The sequence below is a fragment of the Pedobacter suwonensis genome (assembly GCF_900111825.1).
Taxonomy (GTDB): Bacteria; Bacteroidota; Bacteroidia; order Sphingobacteriales; family Sphingobacteriaceae; genus Pedobacter; species Pedobacter suwonensis.
Genome location: NZ_FOJM01000003.1, coordinates 275,475 through 295,246, shown reverse-complemented (window position 1 = coordinate 295,246; position 19,772 = coordinate 275,475). Strand labels below are relative to the sequence as shown.

Below are 19,772 nucleotides of genomic sequence, written 5' to 3'. Positions count from 1 at the left end.
CCCTAATTAAAATAGCAATGGATAAATTATTCGTCATCGCCATAGGCGGTACCGGGATGCGTTGTTTGGAAGCCTTTACCCACCTGTGTGGAATCGGGATGTTCGATAATCAGGAAATCGAAATCCTCACGCTTGATACCGACCAGAATAACGGGAATAAAGGGAGGGTTGAAGAATTGATCGGCCTTTACAACCGGATCAAAACAACCGGTACCAGCGTGGGCGGAACGCCAAATGCAAATACTTTCTTCTCAGCAAAACTGAATTTGCACCGGTTTTTCACCAATTATGCCGGTCCGGGAAGAGAAACCTATAAAAACATCAGTAAAATTACAACAGGTTCGCCCGAACAGCAGAAAGCCAATAAATTAATATCTGACCTGTTTTTGGATAATAGTTCGGTACAGGAATTTGCTTTAGACCATGGCTACCGGGCCCAAACCCACCTCGGCTCTATGCTGATGTACCATGGCATTATAGAAGCTGCCCGCAATATCATTAAAGGTGCTGCAGTACAATCGCAGGAACGCGAACTGGATACTTTTATGGGTAAACTGGAGGGGGCAGGCGCAAATGCAAGGGTTTTTATTTTCGGTTCTATATTCGGTGGTACTGGTGCCTCATCTATCCCCGTAATCCCGAAAGCACTACAAGACTTTGTGAAAATCCGCTCAAACGGCAAGGCCAGTATCGATTTCGGCAAGGCCAAATTTGGTTCTACTTTATTAACGGAGTATTTCACTTTTAGTAAACCAGATGATAAACAGAAAGCCAGCAAAGCCAATAGCGTAATTGCCGATTCATCGTTTTTTCCGCTAAACAGCCAGGCAGCATTGCAGTTTTACCAAAGCGATCCTACCGTTCAGAGGTGTTATAAACTGCTTTACCATATCGGCTGGCCGATAGAAAGCAAGAAAATTGACGGCAACAATACGTCTAATCAAACCATCACCGGTGGGAGTGAGCAGAAAAACCCATGCCATATCACAGAACTGTTATGTGCCTGTGCTGCTTACGATTTTTTTACCCGTAATGACGGTTTTAACAGCGCAAAAGCAGAGTACCTCTATAAAGCGGTAGAATTTAAAGATAATTCGTTTAATTTTTCTTTTGATGACTTCATCGGAAACGAAAATAAATCAGGTGAAATATTTGTAAATAAACTGGGTGCTTTTTTCTCCCTGGCACACATTTCCTTGACCAAAAACGGCGGCGCTTTTGATGATGCGGGCATAAAAGGTTTCATTAAACAATGCGAGAATCAAAAACTCAACCAATACAGTACCATTGCTGATGCGGAATGCAAAGACATCAACGAATATTTTAAACTCTTTGCCTACACCTTTAAAGATGCCAGATTTGTGCCGGGCTGGCTTTATCAGGTGAGGAATTCCGTTGCCCCGGGCAGATTTCTTTTTGATAGCAAGGCATTTCCGGATAACCCTTCCGAACTAAAAAAACTGGATGTGGGTACCATTTTCCTTGATGAAAAACACCATTGGAGTAAAGGACGGTTTTTTAGCGATCGATATAACGTTTTCGTGGAGAATCTGATCAACACGAATCCTAAAGAAGAGCAAAAGGTAAATACCACCAAAGAGAAATTCCTCGCGCACATTTTTAATGCACTTACCATTTCACAAAACTTCGATATAAACTAAAGCACCATGTCTGATAAAAGAATCAAAGCACTGGCGATAAAAGTTCATCCCAAAACAGAGCCAAACGGTGTCGAATTTGCCTGGGATAAAATGCCGCAGCTGGAAGTATTTACGAAAAACATCCTGATCCCCGAAATCGCTGTGGGTGAGGACGGTAATTCTGCTGTTAATATCGGAACAATTGTATCGGGTATACCTTCTGTTTTTGCCCGGGCTAATTTATTCAAAAATGCCATAGACAACATCCGGGATAAAGACGCCGAAGCGTCAGGTTTAATGTTGTTTTATAAGTCGCTGATCAGTGAATGGAAAGGTTTGATCAGTTGTATAGCCTTAAACTATAAAGACCTGGAAGTGAATAGAATTCATCTATCTTATTCAGATGGTCAGCATTTAAGTACAACTGCAAATTTATACGAGCCTACTGGTGCTTTCGGCAATATGTTATTTGAGCGTAAACCTTTGTGGTGCGATCAGTCATTGGCCAATAATACCGACAGGATACCCTTTATCGATGTTATTTCGTTTAAAGGCCATGTTATCGGTGGCACTTCACCTGATGGTTTTGTTTTTACTTCGGTATCCTACCAGATCAGGGAAAAATTTCCTTTCATCAATGTACAGAACGGAAAATTTATTGATCCCTTACAGTCGGAAATGAATCCGCAGGAGCTCTCTGCAATTTATGGCTATGCCAGGCACATTTTAGATAACATTGAAAGGTTCAGGCAGAATTATGCCGGTGTAGACGAACTGATCAGGCCTCAATATGGCAATGTTTCAACCTGTATTCAGGCCTGGATGGAAGAGATGGTCATTTATCAGCAGACAAAGGGTTACCCTAAACTCGATAAATCTACCCCGCCCGAAGTCGGTTCCTTATTCAATTATCCTTTTAGCCTTCTTTTTAACTATTCTACAGCCTTGTTCGGTTCAGAAGGAATGATCTACAACGAATCGAAAGAAGGTAGTATCCTGTTTGATCCGAAAGATTTATTGCTTCCGGATACTACTGAGATTGCTCAGGTCGATTTTGGCAGAGACGGCATGGAAACCCGGAATTTCCTGAAATCAAAACCTATACTGCTATTGGCTGCCGAAACCAAAGGACAGCTAAACAGCTATGCCTATTTTACCTTGCCCTTAACGCCGCTGGCACTAAATGTTTTTGGTGCTACACTCGATGCTTTGGTGGGTATTTCCGAATCATCGAACGTAAAATCGCGTATTACTGCCATTTACGATCCGGCAGATAAAGATGGCGAACGACTGATTGTTCAGCTAACGTTATATACCGAAACCGGAAATGAGATTGTTAAAGAGGTTATTTATAGGGTTACCCCCGAATCGATCAGCGGTAAGGATATTTTAATGTGGCCTAATTTTATATCCAAACAATGGAACCGCTATTTTCTGTATTCCGAAATACCACATAACGATGCCAGGTTTCAGGCTACGCCATTTATCGGAAATATGGATGACGATTTTTTCAGGATTGTGCTGGATGAAAAGGGCATTCCGTTATACCTGGCCAATAATGGAAAGGCAGCGGTAATCTCCGAAAAATATGGCAGCATCAAAGCGCAGCTACACGTTGCAGCCAACAATGCGGTGGCCGACAATAAATATAAATACGAGATATACGAAAGCAATAAACCTTTTAAAGGTGTGAAATTTTCGCAGGCAGGGGTTGATTGCGGCTTTGGGATCATTCGTTATGATGGGTCAGGCAATACCCAGGCTTTACCGATAAATATGTTAAACGCGCCAAGGACCTTATCGCCGGCATTTTTAGGGGTCGATTTTGGTAGTACAAATTCATCTATTGCTTACTTTTCCGATCAGCGGAACGAGGTTTGCGAAAACCTGAAACTCATCAACAAAAGGGTATCATTATTGGCTACCGATAGTAAAAATAACGACGAACGCCCAGCTGTTGAGGATGAAATTTTCTTTTTTCAGAACGACGAAATCCTCACCAATTCCATTAAATCAGTATTAACTATCCACGATCCCAGAAGAGTAGTAAACGATGGCAACATCCAGGTTAACTCGTTAATGGCCCAGGCCGTAAAGGGTGGTTTCCCCTGTTTTGAAAAAAACCTCCCTATTGAAAATGCAGAAAACAACCGCTACATTTTAGGTTATAACCGCATTGGCAGGGCCGAGCTGGTGTACAATATGAAATGGTCTACCCAGCAGATTGACAAGAGCTATAAAACAGCCTATTTAAGTACCCTATTGCTGCATGTTTATGCGCAGTTATTTATTGAAGGGCATGAGCCGCATACCTTAAAATGGTCGTACCCTTCATCAATGGGTAAAGAGTTATTAAGCGAGTACCGGGGCATATGGGATTCGCTTAAAGAAATATCACCGATTGAAAGCAACGTTAAATTAAAAACCTTCCCTCCTTCCGATCTTTCTGATATCGGCGATACATCAGGCAACAGCAGCTGGGGGTCTCCCTTAGCTCAGTCGGTTGCATGGGGCAGCCAGGCATCAGCACCTGCGGCCACAACACCGGCATGGGGCTCAACTGGCAATAGTGCCTGGGGTGAACAGGCCAAAGCAGAGGTAGTAACAGGATGGGGGAATGATGCTAAAAAAACGCTTACAGCAGTAGATATCAAAACGGAAACCGGTCCGGTGAGATTCGATTTCAAAAAATTAGGTAATGAGGAGTCATTGTCAGAAGCTTGTGCCGTAGCCAATTACCTGGTACGCCCGAATGGAGGCTACTCCATTAATCCCGGAGAACTGGTGCTTTGTTTTGATATTGGTGGCAGTACAACAGATATTACCGCATTATGCCAGATGGAGGGCGGAAAAGCCATGATCAAACAGAATTCCATCCGGTTTGCGGCTGAACGTGTGGCGCAGGCTACCAAATTTTCGCCCAATTTTAAAAACGTACTGCTCCGGATCTGCGAAAAGAAAAAAATATCGATTCAGGGGTTAAATTCCGGCACACCCAAATTTAATGAAAATACCGCGCCTTATTATTTCGAACAGGTGGTTGACCGTTTAGAAGCTGCTGATTTTGAAACTTTTTACCTCCTGATTGCTGCGGAGTGCAAGGAAATGATGAGCGTTAACCTTTATGTAACCGGCCTGATTATGTTTTACGCAGGTCAGCTGGCCTATAAACTGCGGAATGAAATTGTAAAATCAGAAGATGCACCTCCGGCGGTTAAAGCCATTCCACCGAAAATAAAAATTGCATTTGCAGGGAAAGGCGCAAGGATATTCGACTGGTTTAACGCGGTAAATCCGGCTGCAGCAGATGATTATTATACGCAGATGTTTATCAGGGGAATGGGTGGAGAAACCGTGGCCAAACAAACCATTAGTCCGATTACTACAATCCCTTTAAAAATAATTGATATCAATTCACACCGCGGTACAGATAATGCGGATGTTAAATACGAGGTATCAAAAGGTTTGGCCATCCCCACCAACATCACCAGTATTTTGGTACCCACCAACAAACAGGCCATTGAGATATTAGGCGAGGATAATTTCTGTGTGGTTACGCCAAATGGCGAATTTAAATACCTGGAGTCAACCAATTCCATTACGCCCGAAATGCTGGAGCATATTGGCAATCATTTTATCTGTTTACCACAGGAAGGCAAACCACATTGCCCAAGGTTTATGGATTTTGCCGATCTGTTTTACAAGGTATCATCCGGGATGTTCGGTTTAAAAATGAATGCAACAGATTTTATGGCCGGTTTTCAGGATATGAATATTGAGAACTATATCAAGGGAGAGCCGGATTTTATCAAAGCACAAAAGCGGAAACACGATGATCAGAAAGATTTCGATTACGTAGCACCGATCATCATTCTGGAAGGGATGAAATTCTTTGAAAAACACCTGCTTAAGGGTATTCAAAAACAATAATGGCGATGGGATTCTGTGTATTGGCAAAAATATCGAAGCGGACGGTTACTTTCTGGTATCAATCAGACAGTAACCCTTATGTCCCATTAAAAATGAGGGAATCGAATGCGGTTCCCCTGTACTTTTATGTAAATGGCAACGATTTTATTTTTGGTGGCGCAGCAAGGGAGCGCTTTTACAGAAACGATCCTTATGCTTATGGTAATTATTTCGAAATTGTAAAAGATCCGGCTAAACATTTCAGTATATATGGTCATAAAAAACCGGTTAAGCAGCTGTTTTATTACGGTGTTGAACAATACTTATCACACTTTTTAAATACGGTATTATACAAATCAGATTCTATCGAATCGTACAGGCAGCAGTTTCCTTTGCGCTTTTTATTTGATGATGATATTGAAGACAATGAGAAATCGCTGATCGAAAACCTGTTTCAGGAGGCGGGTTATTTCAATTTAGGCCGTATTGAATATCACCATACCCTTTTCAATATACTCTCCCAAAAGCAGATTTTGCCAAACCACAAGGCCATTTTATTTATGAATGGTATTGATGACGTACTTTATTTAAACCTCTACAAAAACATCAGGGCAGAACCTCTCGGATCGGCCAAACTGGTAGGTCAGGGGGCCGACCCGAGGGTAAAAATCCTGGCCGATATGATTGTGGAATATGTTATCATGCAAAATTCCTACCTGTCGGTTGATAAAGGTGCGGAAATCGCTTTTTTGCTTCCCTTTTGTGCGGCTTTACTTCAAAACATCAGTCCGATTATTAAAGGTGAAGCCGAACTGTCTGATGGAAACCGGTATTGGTTTAATGTAAGAGAAAGAAATCTGAACGACAGGCTGCAATATTACGCCAATGACGGGATGATTTTTGCCGCAATAGACGATCTGCTGAAGGCAAACAATCTGCAGGCAGATGGCGTCACAATCCTGCTGGGATCAGAAGAAATCAGCACAGCGTATTTTTCTGATAAACTGCTGAAAAAGTATCATCATGTTACGGCCTTACAGCCTGTTGACGTTAAAGATACCATGCTGGCTATTTTCCAGGCAATTGCCAATAGCGGTTATAAAGTTGAAGCAAAAGTACCTGCTGCGCCTCCGGTATTGGTTCGTCCTCCGCTCCCATCACCAAAATTGCCACCGCCATTACCACCAAGAAAACAAAGCGACATTCCAAAACCCATAAACATTCCCAGGTTGCCAGAAATAAAAGCAACACCGAATACTAAAAACAATCAGGTAAAACCACCACCCTTACCTCCAAAAAAAGCTTAGGGCATATAAATCCAAAACTTAATAAAATGGCTATACAAATAGAAAAAAGAAAGCCTGTTTCCCTGATCGGGGAAGAACCTGGCTTAAAACACATTATTGCAGGCCTGGGCTGGGACACCGCTATCATAAACGGACACCCGGTAGACCTTGACCTCTCCGTATTCATGTTAGGTGAAAACGGCAAACTCCTTGCTGATGAATACTTTGTTTTTTATAATAACAGTACCAGTCCCGATGGCTCTACCCATTACCCGGGCGACAGCAGGGGCGGCGAAGGCGATGGAGACGATGAGGTAATCCACATCGATTTATCCAGAATAAATCCGAAAGTAGAATTCCTTTATTTCGCCGTAACCATTGATCAGAGTGAGGAAAGAGGACACCATTTTGGCCACGTTCAAAACTCTTACATCAATATCAGGAACCGTGCTGATCAGTCGGTTTTATGCCAGTACCTGCTTAAAGATAAATTTACAAATGAAGATTCCATCATGATTGCTTCTCTTTCCAGAAACGGTGGAGCATGGAATGTAGAGGGCCTTGGCCAGGCCTTTTCCGGCGGTTTAAATACACTAATAGCATTATATCAATAAATGAGCAGTTTTAATTTAAATAAGGGCGACAGGTTCGCACTATCCAAGGCAGCACCCGGACTCACCATTGTAAAAATCGGAATGGGCTGGAACCCTAACGAAGAACCGGGCGGTCCGGAGTTCGATCTCGATGTTTCGGCATTTTCGATCGGAGGCGATTTCAAGATCCCTTCCGATTCGTACTTTACGTTTTACGGGCAGATCCGAATGGGGAATAAAATTGAGGATAAAGTTGAGAAAGGCCTCTTCAGGCCGTTTACGGAAGACGGTGCCATTATCGGCGCTATTGATGATCCCGACGGGAGCAGGAGTGACGGCGACGATGATGAAGATATGTTTATCGATTTATCAAAAGTTAGCCCTAAGGTGGAGCAGATTATTATCTGCTGTACCATCTGTAAATACCCGAACGACAATAAGAAAGACCGGAGAACATTGGATCTCAATTTTGGAAAAGTAAACGACTGCTACATCAGGATTGTGGATGAAAGCAATGGTTTGGAAATATTGCGTTACGACCTTAAAGATCAGTATACCAATGAAGATGCCGTTGAATTTGGGCGTTTATTCCGTGTTGGCGAAAGCTGGGAGTTTGAAGCGATGGGCAGGGCGCATACGGGCAGTTTGCAAACTTTGGTTGATATGTACACCTAAAAATAGAAAATTATGGCATTCGATTTAAATAAAAACGATGGTGCTGAAACAGCGCCATCCAAGTTTGATCTTTCAAAGGGAGAGATCGAAAAACCTGCTGGCAGATCGCAGCGCTGGTTGATCGGTTTGTTCGGCGTACTGGTTGTTGGTGGCGGCATCTGGTATTTTGCAACAGGAAAAACAGATCCTGCAGCAAAAGCATCTATACCCGACGTTTCTTCAAATACGGCTTCAGTTCTTGCTCCTGAAACACCAGCCAAAGAGAAAGCTGGCGGTATGGATACCACGGCTGTTACCCAGGTAAAATCACCGGCAGTAAAAGAAGATTCGATCAGTATAACCCGCCAGAATACAGCTCCTGCTGAATTACCAGCCAAAGCGATCAGGGGTTTAAACCATACGATACCGGTAACATTTGTACAGGGTTCATCATCTTTTGCAAGCGTAAATGAAACTTTGATCAGGCGCATTGTGACTTATTTGATCAAAAACCCTGCGGCATCTGTCCATATTGATGGTTATGCCAGCAGTGATGGTCCGCTAGCCCTAAACCAGCAGGTATCGCAGGCAAGGGCCGATGCCTTCAAAAATCACTTAAGTGCATTAAATATTGATGCAAGCCGGATAAGCACCACAGGAAAAGGCATTGAAAACCCGGTTGCCTCAAACCATACCGCCAGTGGAAGAAAAAAGAACAGGCGCGTTGAGATTACATTGCTATAAATGATCCGATAGCTTGGATGCGAACTGAATATGTGCTAGCCGAAGCAATGTACCATGTATTTATTGTCAAAAAGATTGCTTCACGCCAACGCAAAGCCCTTTCTCCAGTTCGCAATGACGAAATTAAGACCTAAAACGCACGTTAAGTAATCAGTTAAAAAAATATTGTGGCAAAAAGAAGAACCAGAAAAACAAAGAAAAGAGGTTTTAAAGAAATCCTAATCCTATTGGGGGTGCTTTTTAGCGGCATCCTCTTTATCATCAAAATCATTTTCGGTCGCATAGGCTGGTTAGAAGTTTTTGCGCCTTTTATCATCGTATTTCTGATCCTTTTCCTCCTCTCGGTATTAAAAACGGCAGTAAGAAAAGTGTAGAAAAAAAACAAAATTTAATAAACCCTGCTCCAACCGGATATAATCACCAGTTAGGGCAGGGTTTAGTGGTTAAGCCTATGGTAACATTATCCAGCTATTCGGCTGTTTTATAGCATATTATTTCTCGTTTAACCGCTAAATCCATCCCAGGTACAACTACGGACTTTCGTAACGCATTATTCCGGACTTAACCTACCTAAACGGTTATAAATCTACCTGAACCAAAATGAACCTTTAAACTCAATTGATGAGCAATCTGCGCACATGCTGGCAGACAGCTGGCGCCGGGCACCACCCTATTTCCGGCATAAAAAGACCTCCGGCATTACCTTTTGTTTACCTAAAGGGTAACGCCGGGGTAAACAAAAGGTAAAGAATAGGTAGAGAAAAGGTAAAGAATAGGTAACGAAAGGGTAAACATGGGGTTAACCTGTCTCGAACAACAGGTAAAGAATGGGTAAAAAAATGCATTCTTTATCAGGCCCTTTAATAAGAAACCGATAGGTTTTTCAGGTAAAAACGGTCCCCCCGGCAGGTTTAAGGGTTTTAAAATGTCGTCTTTTACCTTACGTAGGTGCTTTCGCTTATGTTAAGGTAATCTTTAGTCTGCTGGCGTGTGAGCTATTAGGTGGGGCTGCCAAAGAGATGGTAGAGGTCGGTTTCTTTATTCAGCAGGAGATCAATATTGTGCAAAATCTGCACTAGCGTTTCATAGTCTCCATTATATAAGGCTTAAAACATGAAACATGCAAGCGGTTACTTCACCAAAACATGCTTCATCGCTCTCCATTCCCATGGAGCAATTGCAGTGCTATCCTGCCATAAACCTACTTTATGCTTCCTTGCGGTAATTTCAAGCTGCGCATATAGCGGGTCGCTTGAATATTTTTTAAAATGCCAGGCCATACCCAATTTAACCATTTCCTGGTTGACTACCTGTTTTTTATTATTGATCACTAAGGCGATCAATCTTTTATATCGGTCGTAATTTTGACCCTGTATCATTACCATTTGGCCGAAACACAAATCCGAAAGCGCTTGTCTGGCTTTGGTTCCAAAAGGCTGGTGGCCACGTTTCTCGGGGCAATCAATATGCGCCAAACGGATTTTAACAGGATGGTTCTGGTATAAAACCTCCATGGTGTCGCCATCCATAATGCGGATGACTTTGGCGGTAAAAACCAGATTGCTATAATTGAGGCCTTTATTTCCAGAGGGCTGGATGAAGCAGGATTGAAGCGTGAGCAACAACAGCAACAGGCCTACTTTTCCCAGGCGCATAATGTTTTGCCGTCTTTTTTAGCTTGTTCAATATCCACTTTTACAATTTTGTAAGTACAATTACTTAAACCACGACAATTTGAGCTATTGTGGTATTTTTTAGCACCAGGGCTGTTGCAGATGTACACCGTTGTGCTTTCCTTGCAGGTAATGTTTACGAAGAAGAAGATGATTAGGGAGAGGGTTTTCATGCTGTCGAGGTTAGTTGTTTGTTTGTAAATGGCTTATGAATATAGGGATAGTTAATCACTATAGCTTTCCCTGAATGAAATTATTGATTACTGGTTCCAATGCAGCCGGCAGATCTGTCGTGAGTAAATCAAATTTCTTTACTTTCATCGTCTTAAACCAATCACCCCAGTATTGTTTAATGACGTCTTCCTCATAAGGGTTACCTGGGGATGGATTAATGCCCAGTACCAGGATTTCGAGATCTTTTAAGTTATAAGGGAAAGTAATAAAACCAAACTTGTTTTTCCTCATGATGGTGGCGTAACCAGCCGAGGTAAGCTTTTTCGAAGCTAGATATTGCGGCGTGATGTAAGAACTTTTTCCTTCTACCTGCATTATGCTGGCTTTGTGGTACATATAACCGTCCGTAAGTATCACCAGAATGTTCCGATGTTCAGGTTTGATACAATATAACTGTACGTTGTTTTTAAAAAACTTCCATATATCGGAGCCAACATAATTATGGTCTTTAATAGCCCTCTGATAAATTTTTGTAAGGTTTTCGGTATACAGTTTATCTATTTTCAGGAAATCATTTTTATTGCTTTGCGGGCAAAAACCAACCTTTAATTCTTCACTGAGCCGATTTATATTTTCAATATTAGGTAAAGGGTTAAAAAAAACCTGCATCTGGTCTTTTAGTAGCCGCATCTTTTTTCCCTTTACATGGTTAGTGAATGCTTTTTGTACTGATTTGATATATTGCAGATCACGTTGGTAAATACCCGGATTTTTTTTAGGGTCGATCCGGTCTGATAGATCCAATAAAAAGCTAATGTTGAGGTTTTGTGCTTTAACATCTTTAGAGAAGATATTGGTGATCAAAAAGATCAGCAATAGGCTTTGTAATTTTCTTTTCATGTTAGCGGATTTATAAAGTAGTGACGTAAACAGAATTCTGCGAATCTTCGCTAGCTCCTACGCTTTTGAGGTTCTCATGGTAGCAGGTAATGCACTCAGTTTGAAGAACTATTTTTTCATGCATTGAAATATGGAGTTTTTCACTAACAAACGTAATCCAACCTTTCATGTATTCTGAAGCATAAAGCACATACTCCTTCGTGGGAATAATTACCGCATCAATAATATTTTGAAGTGCTTTAACACGTTCCTGAGCTGCAATTGAATCTGTCTTGAATTTATTGAGTTCTTCTGTCAATTTCGCTTTTTGAATTTCAATATCGCTTATCCTATCCTGATGGATCTGTATGTCTTTTTTTCTGCGGAGCTGCTCATGTTTAATTTTGTCTTTCTCGCGATGTTCTTTCATGATAAAATCGAACACCACGCCCCAAATAAGGTACACAACGAAACCGGCAAAGATGATTCCCCAGAACTGGATCCTCCCAAAGGCAATGGGGAGATTAAAATCTGGCGTATTAAAAGTTTTGGTTAGCTCATAAATCTTTTCCTCAATCTGATAAGCTAAAATGGCATCAAAAACAAAGGTTGTGAGTAAAAGCGCTGCTATCTTAATGTAATTACCTATACTTTTAACTTCTCCAAACATATGGATCAAATATCCAAGCCCCAAAAACACAAAAGGAATAAAAGTTACAAAAGCACCTTCGAGGGAGCCATCATGCCAGGCCTTTTCAAAAGCTTTCGAATCAAGCACATTCATAATGATGGTACTATTGGCATCAAAGGGTTTAAAAAAAGCAGAATAAGAAGTGGAGATATAAAAAGTAAATAAATACAGGCTTAAAGGAATCAGGATGATCAACCCAATCCAGAATTTACTTGACGCACCTTTTGAAGCACTAATATGATATTTTTCCGGATTCCGGGGCAGGTCGTTGATTTCGAATTTTAGCTCTTCGATATTATCCTTTACTGTTCTGATATCGGATTCTAACTTGTTGATTTGTTGTTCTTTATTTTCTTTGCTGATGGCCAGCGTCTTTATTTCAGTTTCTTTAGTTTTCTGCTCGTTAATATAGGGCTCTTTAGCCAGCTGTTGTTTTTCTATTAGCTCTTTTTCTTCATTTTGAAACCTGGCATAAATGGCATTTAAGCAAATGGATAGGGCAAGTGGGCTTCCACTATTTCTCGATCCATCTCTGAAACCGGCCTCGTGGTAAGTTCTTTTTCTTACATCATCCCCATCATCAATACTTGGATTTTGAATCTGGTTATTTTGAGGCTGACTATCCGTTTTTGAACGAAACAATTCTTCTATTTGAGCAATCATAACAGTAATGTTTAGTTTGATTTATGATGTGATTATGGTATTTCTTTTTTCCGAAACGATACGGTCTCTGGAGTATGTTTTTTGAGCAGGTAAAATTTCAGTTGGTTTTTCTTCTGGTTTTGCAGATTCACTTTTCTTATAAAAGGCAATAATTAAAAACAATAATCCGGTGATGATATCCAATGGGATCCAAATGCTTTTTCGATGCAGGTAAAAGGGAGCAACGGGATTAAAAAGAAAGAGTATCAGCGCAAAGACAATTGCCAAAGCATAATTTTTTTGCTTGATCCAGTGGTAAATGAGCAGTACGGCACCCAACGAAACCATTGTTCTTAAAAAGATATAATATTCAATGGGCAACTTTAATATTGCCACGAAGCAGCAGATTGAGCAAATGATCAGGAATGATTTCATTGATGAAAAAGTATAGGAATTCAATTAATTTTTGGAGACTAGAGCTAAGCTTCAGAAGAAAACCTACTTGCAATTTCATTTTCTCCAAGCAATTGACCATTAGGTAAAATCATCATTTTACTACCATTGATATGATTTTCGAAAATATGGAACCCGTTTCTGCAATTTTTATATCGATACTTTAATGCTTTAAGTCCTTCGAGCAGGCCTGCTTGGTTTGTAACCTGATAAACATGCTTAGAGCAACTTAATCTGAAAATGCATTTCCGTCTTTTATCTTTAGGGAATATTGCCCAGTAAATCTTAATAGCCAGAAGTAAGATTATCTTCATATTACTCCTTTGATAAAGACAACCATTTGATAAGAAGCCAGATAGCCAGGTTTTGCGCCTAAGCCAAAACACCCTGGATCAGGCTGTACATAGGTTGAAACACTTTCCAGTCTGATGTATTCCCAGCCTTGATTAGTAAATTGTTTGATCAGGTTTTCTAATTGACTGGCAACCGCAGTTGTAGTTTCATTTTTTTGATTCAATGTTGCGGTAAATGGCACTACTTTGTATTCCATAACAAGTTTTGTTTTAAGTTTATAATTCAAAAGTATACATGTTCAATCCCGTAACCTTACGGGAAACCGTAACGATAAAAACTATTATTTCATGTATAAAAAATTGGATACCAGTCCGCTAGCACTGATAAACTGCAATGGAATGGTCACCCTCGACCGGACCCATGCAAAGTGCTGCCCTTACTGGCGTGAAGATTAGGTTTTTGAAATCAAAATTAAAAGATCGCTCCGCTGCGGTCGGGATGGCGATATCACGACATTATGCACTTTTTAAAATCGTGTTATTTACATTGATTTTATGAAATGGTTATCCCCCCGGGATGAAAATCAAGCTGAGCGTTTGCATAATTAAAATGAGAGGCTGCTCCGCCTGCTCCCAATACAGGCCATGGAGCAACCCCAGCATTTTGTGAGAGAGAGATAGCTAATTAATAATTTTCTAAAGTTTGATGCAATTGAGCCCGGTAATCGTAAAGTTCGTCGAGATTAAACAACTGTTTTTTGTCACCGGCATCCTTGCCGTTCTGGAAAGTTTCGAGGTATTTATTGGCCGTATTAAAGTGGAACCTGCAGATCGGTTTGCGGTTATTATCATCCAACAATACCCCAAAATAGGATTGAGTATCACGCGCTGCAATGCGGCCTGCAGGAATTTTTTCGCGTAATATGGCTTTCACAATCTGGAAAGCTTCCAGTTCTTCTTCGGTAGTTACAATTTTGGAAGTATCGGCATCTTCTATACCAGGTACCGCTTTATCGTCTTCCTTTTTTTCTATTTTCTCATTAATGTTTAGTGCCGATTTTAAACGGTCGCTGATGGATTCATTAATGGAAATGGTGAGGGCTTTTTTAGTATATTCTTTAAAGACAATCATCCGGTTGGCAGTTAATGGTTTGTTAAAAAACCGGTTCACCAATAGTTTTACCATTTCATCAGAAGGGCTGTCTGTTTCCTTTTCAAACTCCTTTCTAATGGCTTTGATGTATTTTAAACCTTCGGCCGAATCGAGGATGTTCTCTAAGTTGTATTCGTTCTTGGTAAAACTTTCCAGGATTTTAATGGCATTATCTTTCAGGTCTTCAATATCGATGGTTAAGAATGGTTTTTCATCCATGATATTCGGCTTTTCCAGATCGGCGTAAAAATTATAAATTGTGCCATTGGTTAACACGCCAAAGCGTGCTTTAGAAACATGGTAGTAGCGGTGCAACTGGGAGTTGTGGGCATCGGCATTTTCTTTCCAATGTTTGCATTCGAAAATGAGGATAGGTTCGTTATTTTTTCGGATGACGTAATCTACTTTTTCGCCTTTCTTGGTGCCGATATCGCAGATGTGTTCGGGTATAACTTCTGTCGGATTAAAAATATCGTAACCCAGGATTTGAATAAATGGCATCACAAATGCATTTTTCGTAGCCTCTTCGGTATTAATCTGATCTTTTAATCCTACCACCCGCTGGTGGAGTTGTTCTAACTTTAATTTAAGATCCATTTAAGCTTGGCTTTTGGTTTGTTGATCAAAAGTAAAGCGACTGAAGATATTATTCTTACGGGAAACCGTAGCAGAGTTTGTTACAGGTTTCGATTGGTTTAACAGGTTAATTGTTGAATGCGGTGAATTGATGGTGATCGCATTCTTCTTAGTCACAGATTTTCGGCTAAGGATCGTCATGAAAGACCCTGAAACGAGTTCAGGGTGACGATATCGGGGTTTTAGTCCCCCTTGAGTATTAAGCGGCTATTCGAATCCGCTACGCTATAGCTGGCCCGGGACTATGGACTCAGCGCTTTTTGATCAATTGACCGCAAACGCTTACCGCCCGGCAAAATCCTAAATAATCCCTACGTCTTTACAATAAGCGATCAGCTGTTCGTTTTTAGAGAAACCCAATACCTCTTTCATTAAGTTAAGACGTTTTTCAATGCTGCTCAGTCCAGATGGTTTAATGTTGTTCTCCTGCAGGTAATAAGGAATATTTTTTTGAGGTGTTCCTTCCACGAGTTGGGAAATAATGGCAATATCTAAATCTGTAAAATCGTGAGAATTATTTTCTTTTCGTGCGAGTTTTAAATCGGGTGAAAGGTATTTCTTATGGTTATGGATGGCATTAATGGCCAGCTTGAGGTATTGACCATCATGGCGGGCTTTGCGCACATAGCCGTCAATATTCATTTCCTTGAATAACATGTCGATAACCGCCGTTTTACTTTCGCCAGAAAATACCAGTATTTTTAAATCAGGCTGTACTTCTTTCGCCGCTTTGATGAGTTCGGTGCCTCCTGTAATTTTTTGACGATTATGGTCTTCTTCAAAGTAAAGATCGGTAATCAGCAGATCATAGGGCTGTTCTGTTTTAACCGCATTTTTTATCCAGGTGAGGGCGTCATCGCAATAATAAACATATTCGGGTTTTGCTGCGCCCAGTTCGGCCAATGTTTTTTGCAGCGAAATATTCTGTGTTTCTTGATCTTCGGCAATGAGTATTCTTTTAAACATATTTAATACAATTAGGAAACCGGAAAAGAGATTTGGATTTTAAGCCCCTTTTCAACTTTGGTATCAAAGGTAATGGTACCGCCAATTGCTTCAATACGGGTTCCCGTATTGGTAAGTCCGTTGTTGGGTTGCACCCCACCCCTAATGCCTATACCATTATCCGTATAAGAAATGTTTATTTTTTGTTGTGCCTGCTCAAACCTGATCACCACATCACTGGCCTGACTATGTTTGCTCATATTCACCATCAGTTCCTGAAGGATATGTTGTATTTCTTCTTTGGCCTGTTCTGAAACTTGTTCCCACAGTTGAATGGAATTGCCTACCAGTATTACCCTGGTATTTTCGGAAGCGAAGGATTTTAAAAGATCGAATATTTTTTCGTGAAAATGAGGATTTTTAGGTCTAGGTTTCTCGTAGGAGAGGTCGCGCGATTGTTCGTAAAGTTCTTCTATCTCGTTAATAACCGGATTATTTTTTAGGGTTTCCTGGTTATCAAGTTTGCTCATGATCTTATACAGTCCGTTGGCCACTACATCATGCACTTTTTGGGAGGTTTTGAGTTTATTTTCGCGGATGGTGTTTTGAGCCTGAAGCTCTATCCGTTGTTTTCTTTTTTTATAAAGAACGGTGCCGGTAACAGATATTAAAACAATACCGAATGCCAGAATGATGATTTGATATCGTTTACCATCATTGTCTTTTTGCAAAACAAGGTTGTCGGCTTTGCTTTTTTCGGTTTCGTAGCGGATCAGGGCAAATTGGTTTTTGGCAGCGCTACGCGCGGTTTGCAGACTGTCATTTAATTTTTCATAAACGCTGAAAAAATATTTGGTCTCTTTAGCAGGACTTAGTTTTATAAGTTTTTGTAGGGCTTCAAGTTGATCATCAGGACTATTAAGTTTCGTTGCAGTTAAATACATTTTTTGAGCGTATATTAGTGCCGAGTCTGGCATCTTCTTCTCATAAAAATCTGCAAGATGGGCATAACTGGCATTTTGACCCCAGTGATCGTTTTCAATGCTACGAATCTGTAGTGCTTTTAGAAATTGAGGACCAGCATTATAATTTGAATTTTGTAGCCATTTTGTTTTTTCAAAATTAGAAAGAAATCTGGCATATTCTGTAGTATCTACTTTTTGGTTTAGAATGTATTTATAAATTTTAATTGCTTTATTATATTGCCCTAATTCTCTATAAGCCCAAGCCTTGTTATTAAGAGCGCTACATAGGTAATTTAGGTTAGTATAAAAAGGTAAGGCATTATTAAAATAGCCTAAAGCGGTTTTATAATCTTTAAGATTCATACTTGTTAATCCAAGCTCATTGTAATTAGTTGCAATGGATAGCCAATGGTCCTTTATATTTTTATTTAAATATTTAAGTGAATGTATTAAGCTCTCCTGAGCTCCGTAGTTGTCTCCAGCATTTGATTGTATAAGGGCCATGTAAGAAAATGCCTGCCCAGTAAGTAAACTATCCCTATTCAGTGTAGTAAATCGATAGAAATAGTAAAAAGCAGAATCACTATTTTTATTATAAAGCGATTCAGCCTTTAAGAAATAAACATCTTGCCTATTGCTGTGTTCGTTTTTTCTTTCCTTATTACAGGTTGATATGAAAATTGAGAGAATGATTATTAGATAATTCTTCACGAAATTTGAAATTTACTTCAAATATAAGCAAATGGCGGTTTAAAACCGCCATTTGCTTGAAACTAAGGGTTTTTGGGTGGGGTATGACTTCCCTCACCACCAGTGTCATCACCTGGATCACCATTTCCAGGATCCGTCCCCGGATCACCAGGGTTATTAGGGTCGGTATTATTAGCATTTACTACTGTACCACCGTTGTGGTCGCAATTGTTATTTGTATTTGTAGGCGTTGCCAGGCCAAGTAATATGGCAATAAAAAGAGGTAAAAACATCTTATCAAAAATTTAAAAGTTGATGTACTGGCAGTTCCCCACGCCCCGTGCGTGGGGGATGCTGCGAATGTTCATCAGAAGGCCTTCTGAAATTTTTGGGAAGTATTGAGTGTCTGTCGCGGGAGCCAATAACTGCTTCCCAAACCGGCTATTCACAACCGCGATTTCTACTCGTTTTTAACATTTAGTTCTTTGCTGGATTATTGTTTGAATCGTCGCTTGAATTAATTGTTGAGACAAATATCCAAGCTTCAAACTGCTAGTTTTTAGATAATTCCAAAGATTCTAAAGAATTCTTTTTAAATTCCAAGGAATTCCGGAAACCCGTAAAGATTCCAAAAATTCCATTTCTATTTTTACGCCTAAATTTTTGAAAAATGCCTGAAGATTATCAAGACATAGTATTGGCTGCCTATAAAAAGATGAGAGATAATGGGAAGCTGCATGCAATTTTGCCTGAAGAAACTACTACCAAATTAAGAAAGGCTTGTTTAAAGGTTTATGACAGCAGAAATAATCCAAATGATATCGATATACTTTCGACGTTCTTCAAGGTGGATAAAATGAAATGCGATGACTTTCGAAAAGTTATAAATGATTCCGAGCCTGACGACTACCGAGCTCTTTGGAAGCACATCAAAGGTGAAACAGAGACAACAGATGAGAGAAATAGTAATCTTTTAGCTTGGTTAATAGATTTGGAACCCAGACCTAGAAGTTCTTACTATTATTCAAGTACTGAAAAAACAATTAAAATTGGGGGGATACCTATAGATGATCTTTTTCCTGCTCCAACAAGACCGCCTGATGGTGATGCCAAACAACCCGGCCCTAAACAACCTGAGGAACCAGTTTATGTGCCGAAATTCTCTCAGCCCTACATCACCATTTCCTGTATCATTTTGTTGCTAATTGGCACCATTTCTTTTGCTTATTGGGAACATAGGACCAAAATCAGGATGCCAGCATCAGATGAAAAATTTATGTACTGGGATGAAGATCACTATGAGCCCATTAAGGATGGGAAACAAAATGTTGGTGCGCCAATAATTCCTTTAAATGAGAAAACGCTAACACAGCAACAGAAAATCACTTTACCTGATACCTTGACCAGTTATTCAATTGGTAAAGTGTGGTATAAAGGCCATGGAAAGGATCATGAGTTTTTTACCGCCAGCGGTCCTTATCCTCAGGATTTACAACGGGTTTTAAAACCACTTACCAGTACGATTTTAACCAGGTACACGTCTAATTACAGGTATATACTTACCCGACTGGTATGGTTTATATGTGCTGCTTTTTTTATAAGCCTGTGTGGTTATGGAATGAGCAAGCTGGAGAAAGAAGTGAAACCCGCTGTGAAAGAATCAGATACTGAGGAAGAAGAAACAACGGCGCTTCTTGGCAATGAGTTGCAGGCTACTGGTGCGTAGCGTGAGCAGATGATGGCCGGCAGGTG

At 40.3% G+C, this 19,772-nt stretch carries 19 protein-coding genes; 8 read left to right on the top strand and 11 right to left on the bottom strand.

Annotated features, from left to right (window positions below):
* The first annotated feature begins 17 nt into the window (after positions 1 to 17).
* The 7 genes from BM107_RS05790 (at position 18) to BM107_RS05760 (ending at position 9,200) form a co-directional block, all read left to right on the top strand.
* Positions 18 to 1,661 carry a hypothetical protein gene (locus BM107_RS05790; protein WP_090981197.1) on the top strand — a complete coding sequence of 548 codons (1,644 nt, stop codon included), beginning with the start codon at positions 18 to 20 and terminating at the stop codon, positions 1,659 to 1,661.
* 6 nt (positions 1,662 to 1,667) lie between these two features.
* Positions 1,668 to 5,570: a hypothetical protein gene (locus BM107_RS05785; protein ID WP_090981195.1), complete on the top strand. Its 3,903-nt coding sequence runs from the start codon at positions 1,668 to 1,670 to the stop codon at positions 5,568 to 5,570.
* On the top strand, positions 5,570 to 6,856 hold the full coding sequence (locus tag BM107_RS05780; RefSeq protein WP_090981193.1) for a hypothetical protein: 1,287 nt from the start codon (positions 5,570 to 5,572) through the stop codon (positions 6,854 to 6,856). Before BM107_RS05785 ends, BM107_RS05780 begins: the two co-directional genes overlap by 1 nt.
* 26 nt (positions 6,857 to 6,882) lie before the next feature.
* Positions 6,883 to 7,449: a TerD family protein gene (locus BM107_RS05775; RefSeq protein ID WP_090981191.1), complete on the top strand. Its 567-nt coding sequence runs from the start codon at positions 6,883 to 6,885 to the stop codon at positions 7,447 to 7,449.
* Positions 7,450 to 8,103, top strand: coding sequence for a TerD family protein (locus BM107_RS05770; RefSeq protein WP_090981189.1), 654 nt, complete (start codon positions 7,450 to 7,452; stop codon positions 8,101 to 8,103). It abuts the gene before it with no gap.
* A 12-nt stretch (positions 8,104 to 8,115) separates the two neighbouring features.
* Positions 8,116 to 8,826: an OmpA family protein gene (locus tag BM107_RS05765; protein WP_090981187.1), complete on the top strand. Its 711-nt coding sequence runs from the start codon at positions 8,116 to 8,118 to the stop codon at positions 8,824 to 8,826.
* A gap of 167 nt (positions 8,827 to 8,993) precedes the next feature.
* Positions 8,994 to 9,200 carry a hypothetical protein gene (locus BM107_RS05760; protein ID WP_090981185.1) on the top strand — a complete coding sequence of 69 codons (207 nt, stop codon included), beginning with the start codon at positions 8,994 to 8,996 and terminating at the stop codon, positions 9,198 to 9,200.
* A 756-nt stretch (positions 9,201 to 9,956) separates the two neighbouring features.
* Here BM107_RS05760 and BM107_RS05755 read toward each other — a convergent pair.
* From BM107_RS05755 to BM107_RS05705, 11 genes are all read right to left on the bottom strand, one after another.
* Complete coding sequence (locus tag BM107_RS05755; protein ID WP_090981183.1) at positions 9,957 to 10,481, bottom strand: thermonuclease family protein; 525 nt, start codon at positions 10,479 to 10,481, stop codon at positions 9,957 to 9,959.
* Positions 10,463 to 10,672 carry a hypothetical protein gene (locus BM107_RS05750; RefSeq protein ID WP_090981181.1) on the bottom strand — a complete coding sequence of 70 codons (210 nt, stop codon included), beginning with the start codon at positions 10,670 to 10,672 and terminating at the stop codon, positions 10,463 to 10,465. The genes BM107_RS05755 and BM107_RS05750 overlap by 19 nt, the downstream gene beginning before the upstream one ends.
* 58 nt (positions 10,673 to 10,730) lie before the next feature.
* Complete coding sequence (locus BM107_RS05745) at positions 10,731 to 11,573, bottom strand: hypothetical protein (RefSeq protein ID WP_090981178.1); 843 nt, start codon at positions 11,571 to 11,573, stop codon at positions 10,731 to 10,733.
* A gap of 10 nt (positions 11,574 to 11,583) precedes the next feature.
* On the bottom strand, positions 11,584 to 12,906 hold the full coding sequence (locus BM107_RS05740) for a beta-carotene 15,15'-monooxygenase (RefSeq protein WP_090981176.1): 1,323 nt from the start codon (positions 12,904 to 12,906) through the stop codon (positions 11,584 to 11,586).
* 21 nt (positions 12,907 to 12,927) lie between these two features.
* Positions 12,928 to 13,320: a DUF6804 family protein gene (locus tag BM107_RS05735; RefSeq protein ID WP_090981174.1), complete on the bottom strand. Its 393-nt coding sequence runs from the start codon at positions 13,318 to 13,320 to the stop codon at positions 12,928 to 12,930.
* A 44-nt stretch (positions 13,321 to 13,364) separates the two neighbouring features.
* Positions 13,365 to 13,652, bottom strand: coding sequence for a membrane protein insertion efficiency factor YidD (gene yidD, locus BM107_RS05730; RefSeq protein ID WP_090981172.1), 288 nt, complete (start codon positions 13,650 to 13,652; stop codon positions 13,365 to 13,367).
* Entirely contained in the window at positions 13,649 to 13,888 is a 240-nt protein-coding gene (locus tag BM107_RS05725) for a hypothetical protein (protein WP_090981171.1), read from the bottom strand. The genes yidD and BM107_RS05725 overlap by 4 nt, the downstream gene beginning before the upstream one ends.
* A 428-nt stretch (positions 13,889 to 14,316) precedes the next feature.
* Complete coding sequence (locus BM107_RS05720; RefSeq protein WP_090981169.1) at positions 14,317 to 15,381, bottom strand: type I restriction endonuclease; 1,065 nt, start codon at positions 15,379 to 15,381, stop codon at positions 14,317 to 14,319.
* A gap of 339 nt (positions 15,382 to 15,720) precedes the next feature.
* Entirely contained in the window at positions 15,721 to 16,386 is a 666-nt protein-coding gene (locus BM107_RS05715) for a DNA-binding transcriptional response regulator (protein ID WP_090981168.1), read from the bottom strand.
* Positions 16,387 to 16,397: 11 nt separating this feature from the next.
* Complete coding sequence (locus tag BM107_RS05710; protein WP_134204478.1) at positions 16,398 to 17,834, bottom strand: tetratricopeptide repeat-containing sensor histidine kinase; 1,437 nt, start codon at positions 17,832 to 17,834, stop codon at positions 16,398 to 16,400.
* Between the two features lie 269 nt (positions 17,835 to 18,103).
* Entirely contained in the window at positions 18,104 to 18,313 is a 210-nt protein-coding gene (locus BM107_RS05705) for a hypothetical protein (protein WP_090981164.1), read from the bottom strand.
* 377 nt (positions 18,314 to 18,690) lie between these two features.
* On the opposite strand from BM107_RS05705, the gene BM107_RS05700 reads away from it, so the two are divergent.
* On the top strand, positions 18,691 to 19,746 hold the full coding sequence (locus BM107_RS05700) for a hypothetical protein (RefSeq protein WP_090981162.1): 1,056 nt from the start codon (positions 18,691 to 18,693) through the stop codon (positions 19,744 to 19,746).
* Positions 19,747 to 19,772: the final 26 nt, after the last annotated feature.

Bases quoted from the DNA above. Each gene is read 5' to 3' on its own strand.
- BM107_RS05790 (WP_090981197.1), top strand. From the start codon at position 18: ATGGATAAATTATTCGTCATCGCCATAGGCGGTACCGGGATGCGTTGT.
- BM107_RS05725 (WP_090981171.1), bottom strand. From the start codon at position 13,888: ATGGAATACAAAGTAGTGCCATTTACCGCAACATTGAATCAAAAAAAT.
- BM107_RS05710 (WP_134204478.1), bottom strand. From the start codon at position 17,834: ATGGCCCTTATACAATCAAATGCTGGAGACAACTACGGAGCTCAGGAG.
- yidD (WP_090981172.1), bottom strand. From the start codon at position 13,652: ATGAAGATAATCTTACTTCTGGCTATTAAGATTTACTGGGCAATATTC.
- BM107_RS05735 (WP_090981174.1), bottom strand. From the start codon at position 13,320: ATGAAATCATTCCTGATCATTTGCTCAATCTGCTGCTTCGTGGCAATA.
- BM107_RS05750 (WP_090981181.1), bottom strand. From the start codon at position 10,672: ATGAAAACCCTCTCCCTAATCATCTTCTTCTTCGTAAACATTACCTGC.
- BM107_RS05755 (WP_090981183.1), bottom strand. From the start codon at position 10,481: ATGCGCCTGGGAAAAGTAGGCCTGTTGCTGTTGTTGCTCACGCTTCAA.
- BM107_RS05765 (WP_090981187.1), top strand. From the start codon at position 8,116: ATGGCATTCGATTTAAATAAAAACGATGGTGCTGAAACAGCGCCATCC.
- BM107_RS05785 (WP_090981195.1), top strand. From the start codon at position 1,668: ATGTCTGATAAAAGAATCAAAGCACTGGCGATAAAAGTTCATCCCAAA.
- BM107_RS05745 (WP_090981178.1), bottom strand. From the start codon at position 11,573: ATGAAAAGAAAATTACAAAGCCTATTGCTGATCTTTTTGATCACCAAT.
- BM107_RS05775 (WP_090981191.1), top strand. From the start codon at position 6,883: ATGGCTATACAAATAGAAAAAAGAAAGCCTGTTTCCCTGATCGGGGAA.
- BM107_RS05715 (WP_090981168.1), bottom strand. From the start codon at position 16,386: ATGTTTAAAAGAATACTCATTGCCGAAGATCAAGAAACACAGAATATT.
- BM107_RS05700 (WP_090981162.1), top strand. From the start codon at position 18,691: ATGCCTGAAGATTATCAAGACATAGTATTGGCTGCCTATAAAAAGATG.
- BM107_RS05720 (WP_090981169.1), bottom strand. From the start codon at position 15,381: ATGGATCTTAAATTAAAGTTAGAACAACTCCACCAGCGGGTGGTAGGA.
- BM107_RS05705 (WP_090981164.1), bottom strand. From the start codon at position 18,313: ATGTTTTTACCTCTTTTTATTGCCATATTACTTGGCCTGGCAACGCCT.
- BM107_RS05780 (WP_090981193.1), top strand. From the start codon at position 5,570: ATGGCGATGGGATTCTGTGTATTGGCAAAAATATCGAAGCGGACGGTT.
- BM107_RS05740 (WP_090981176.1), bottom strand. From the start codon at position 12,906: ATGATTGCTCAAATAGAAGAATTGTTTCGTTCAAAAACGGATAGTCAG.
- BM107_RS05770 (WP_090981189.1), top strand. From the start codon at position 7,450: ATGAGCAGTTTTAATTTAAATAAGGGCGACAGGTTCGCACTATCCAAG.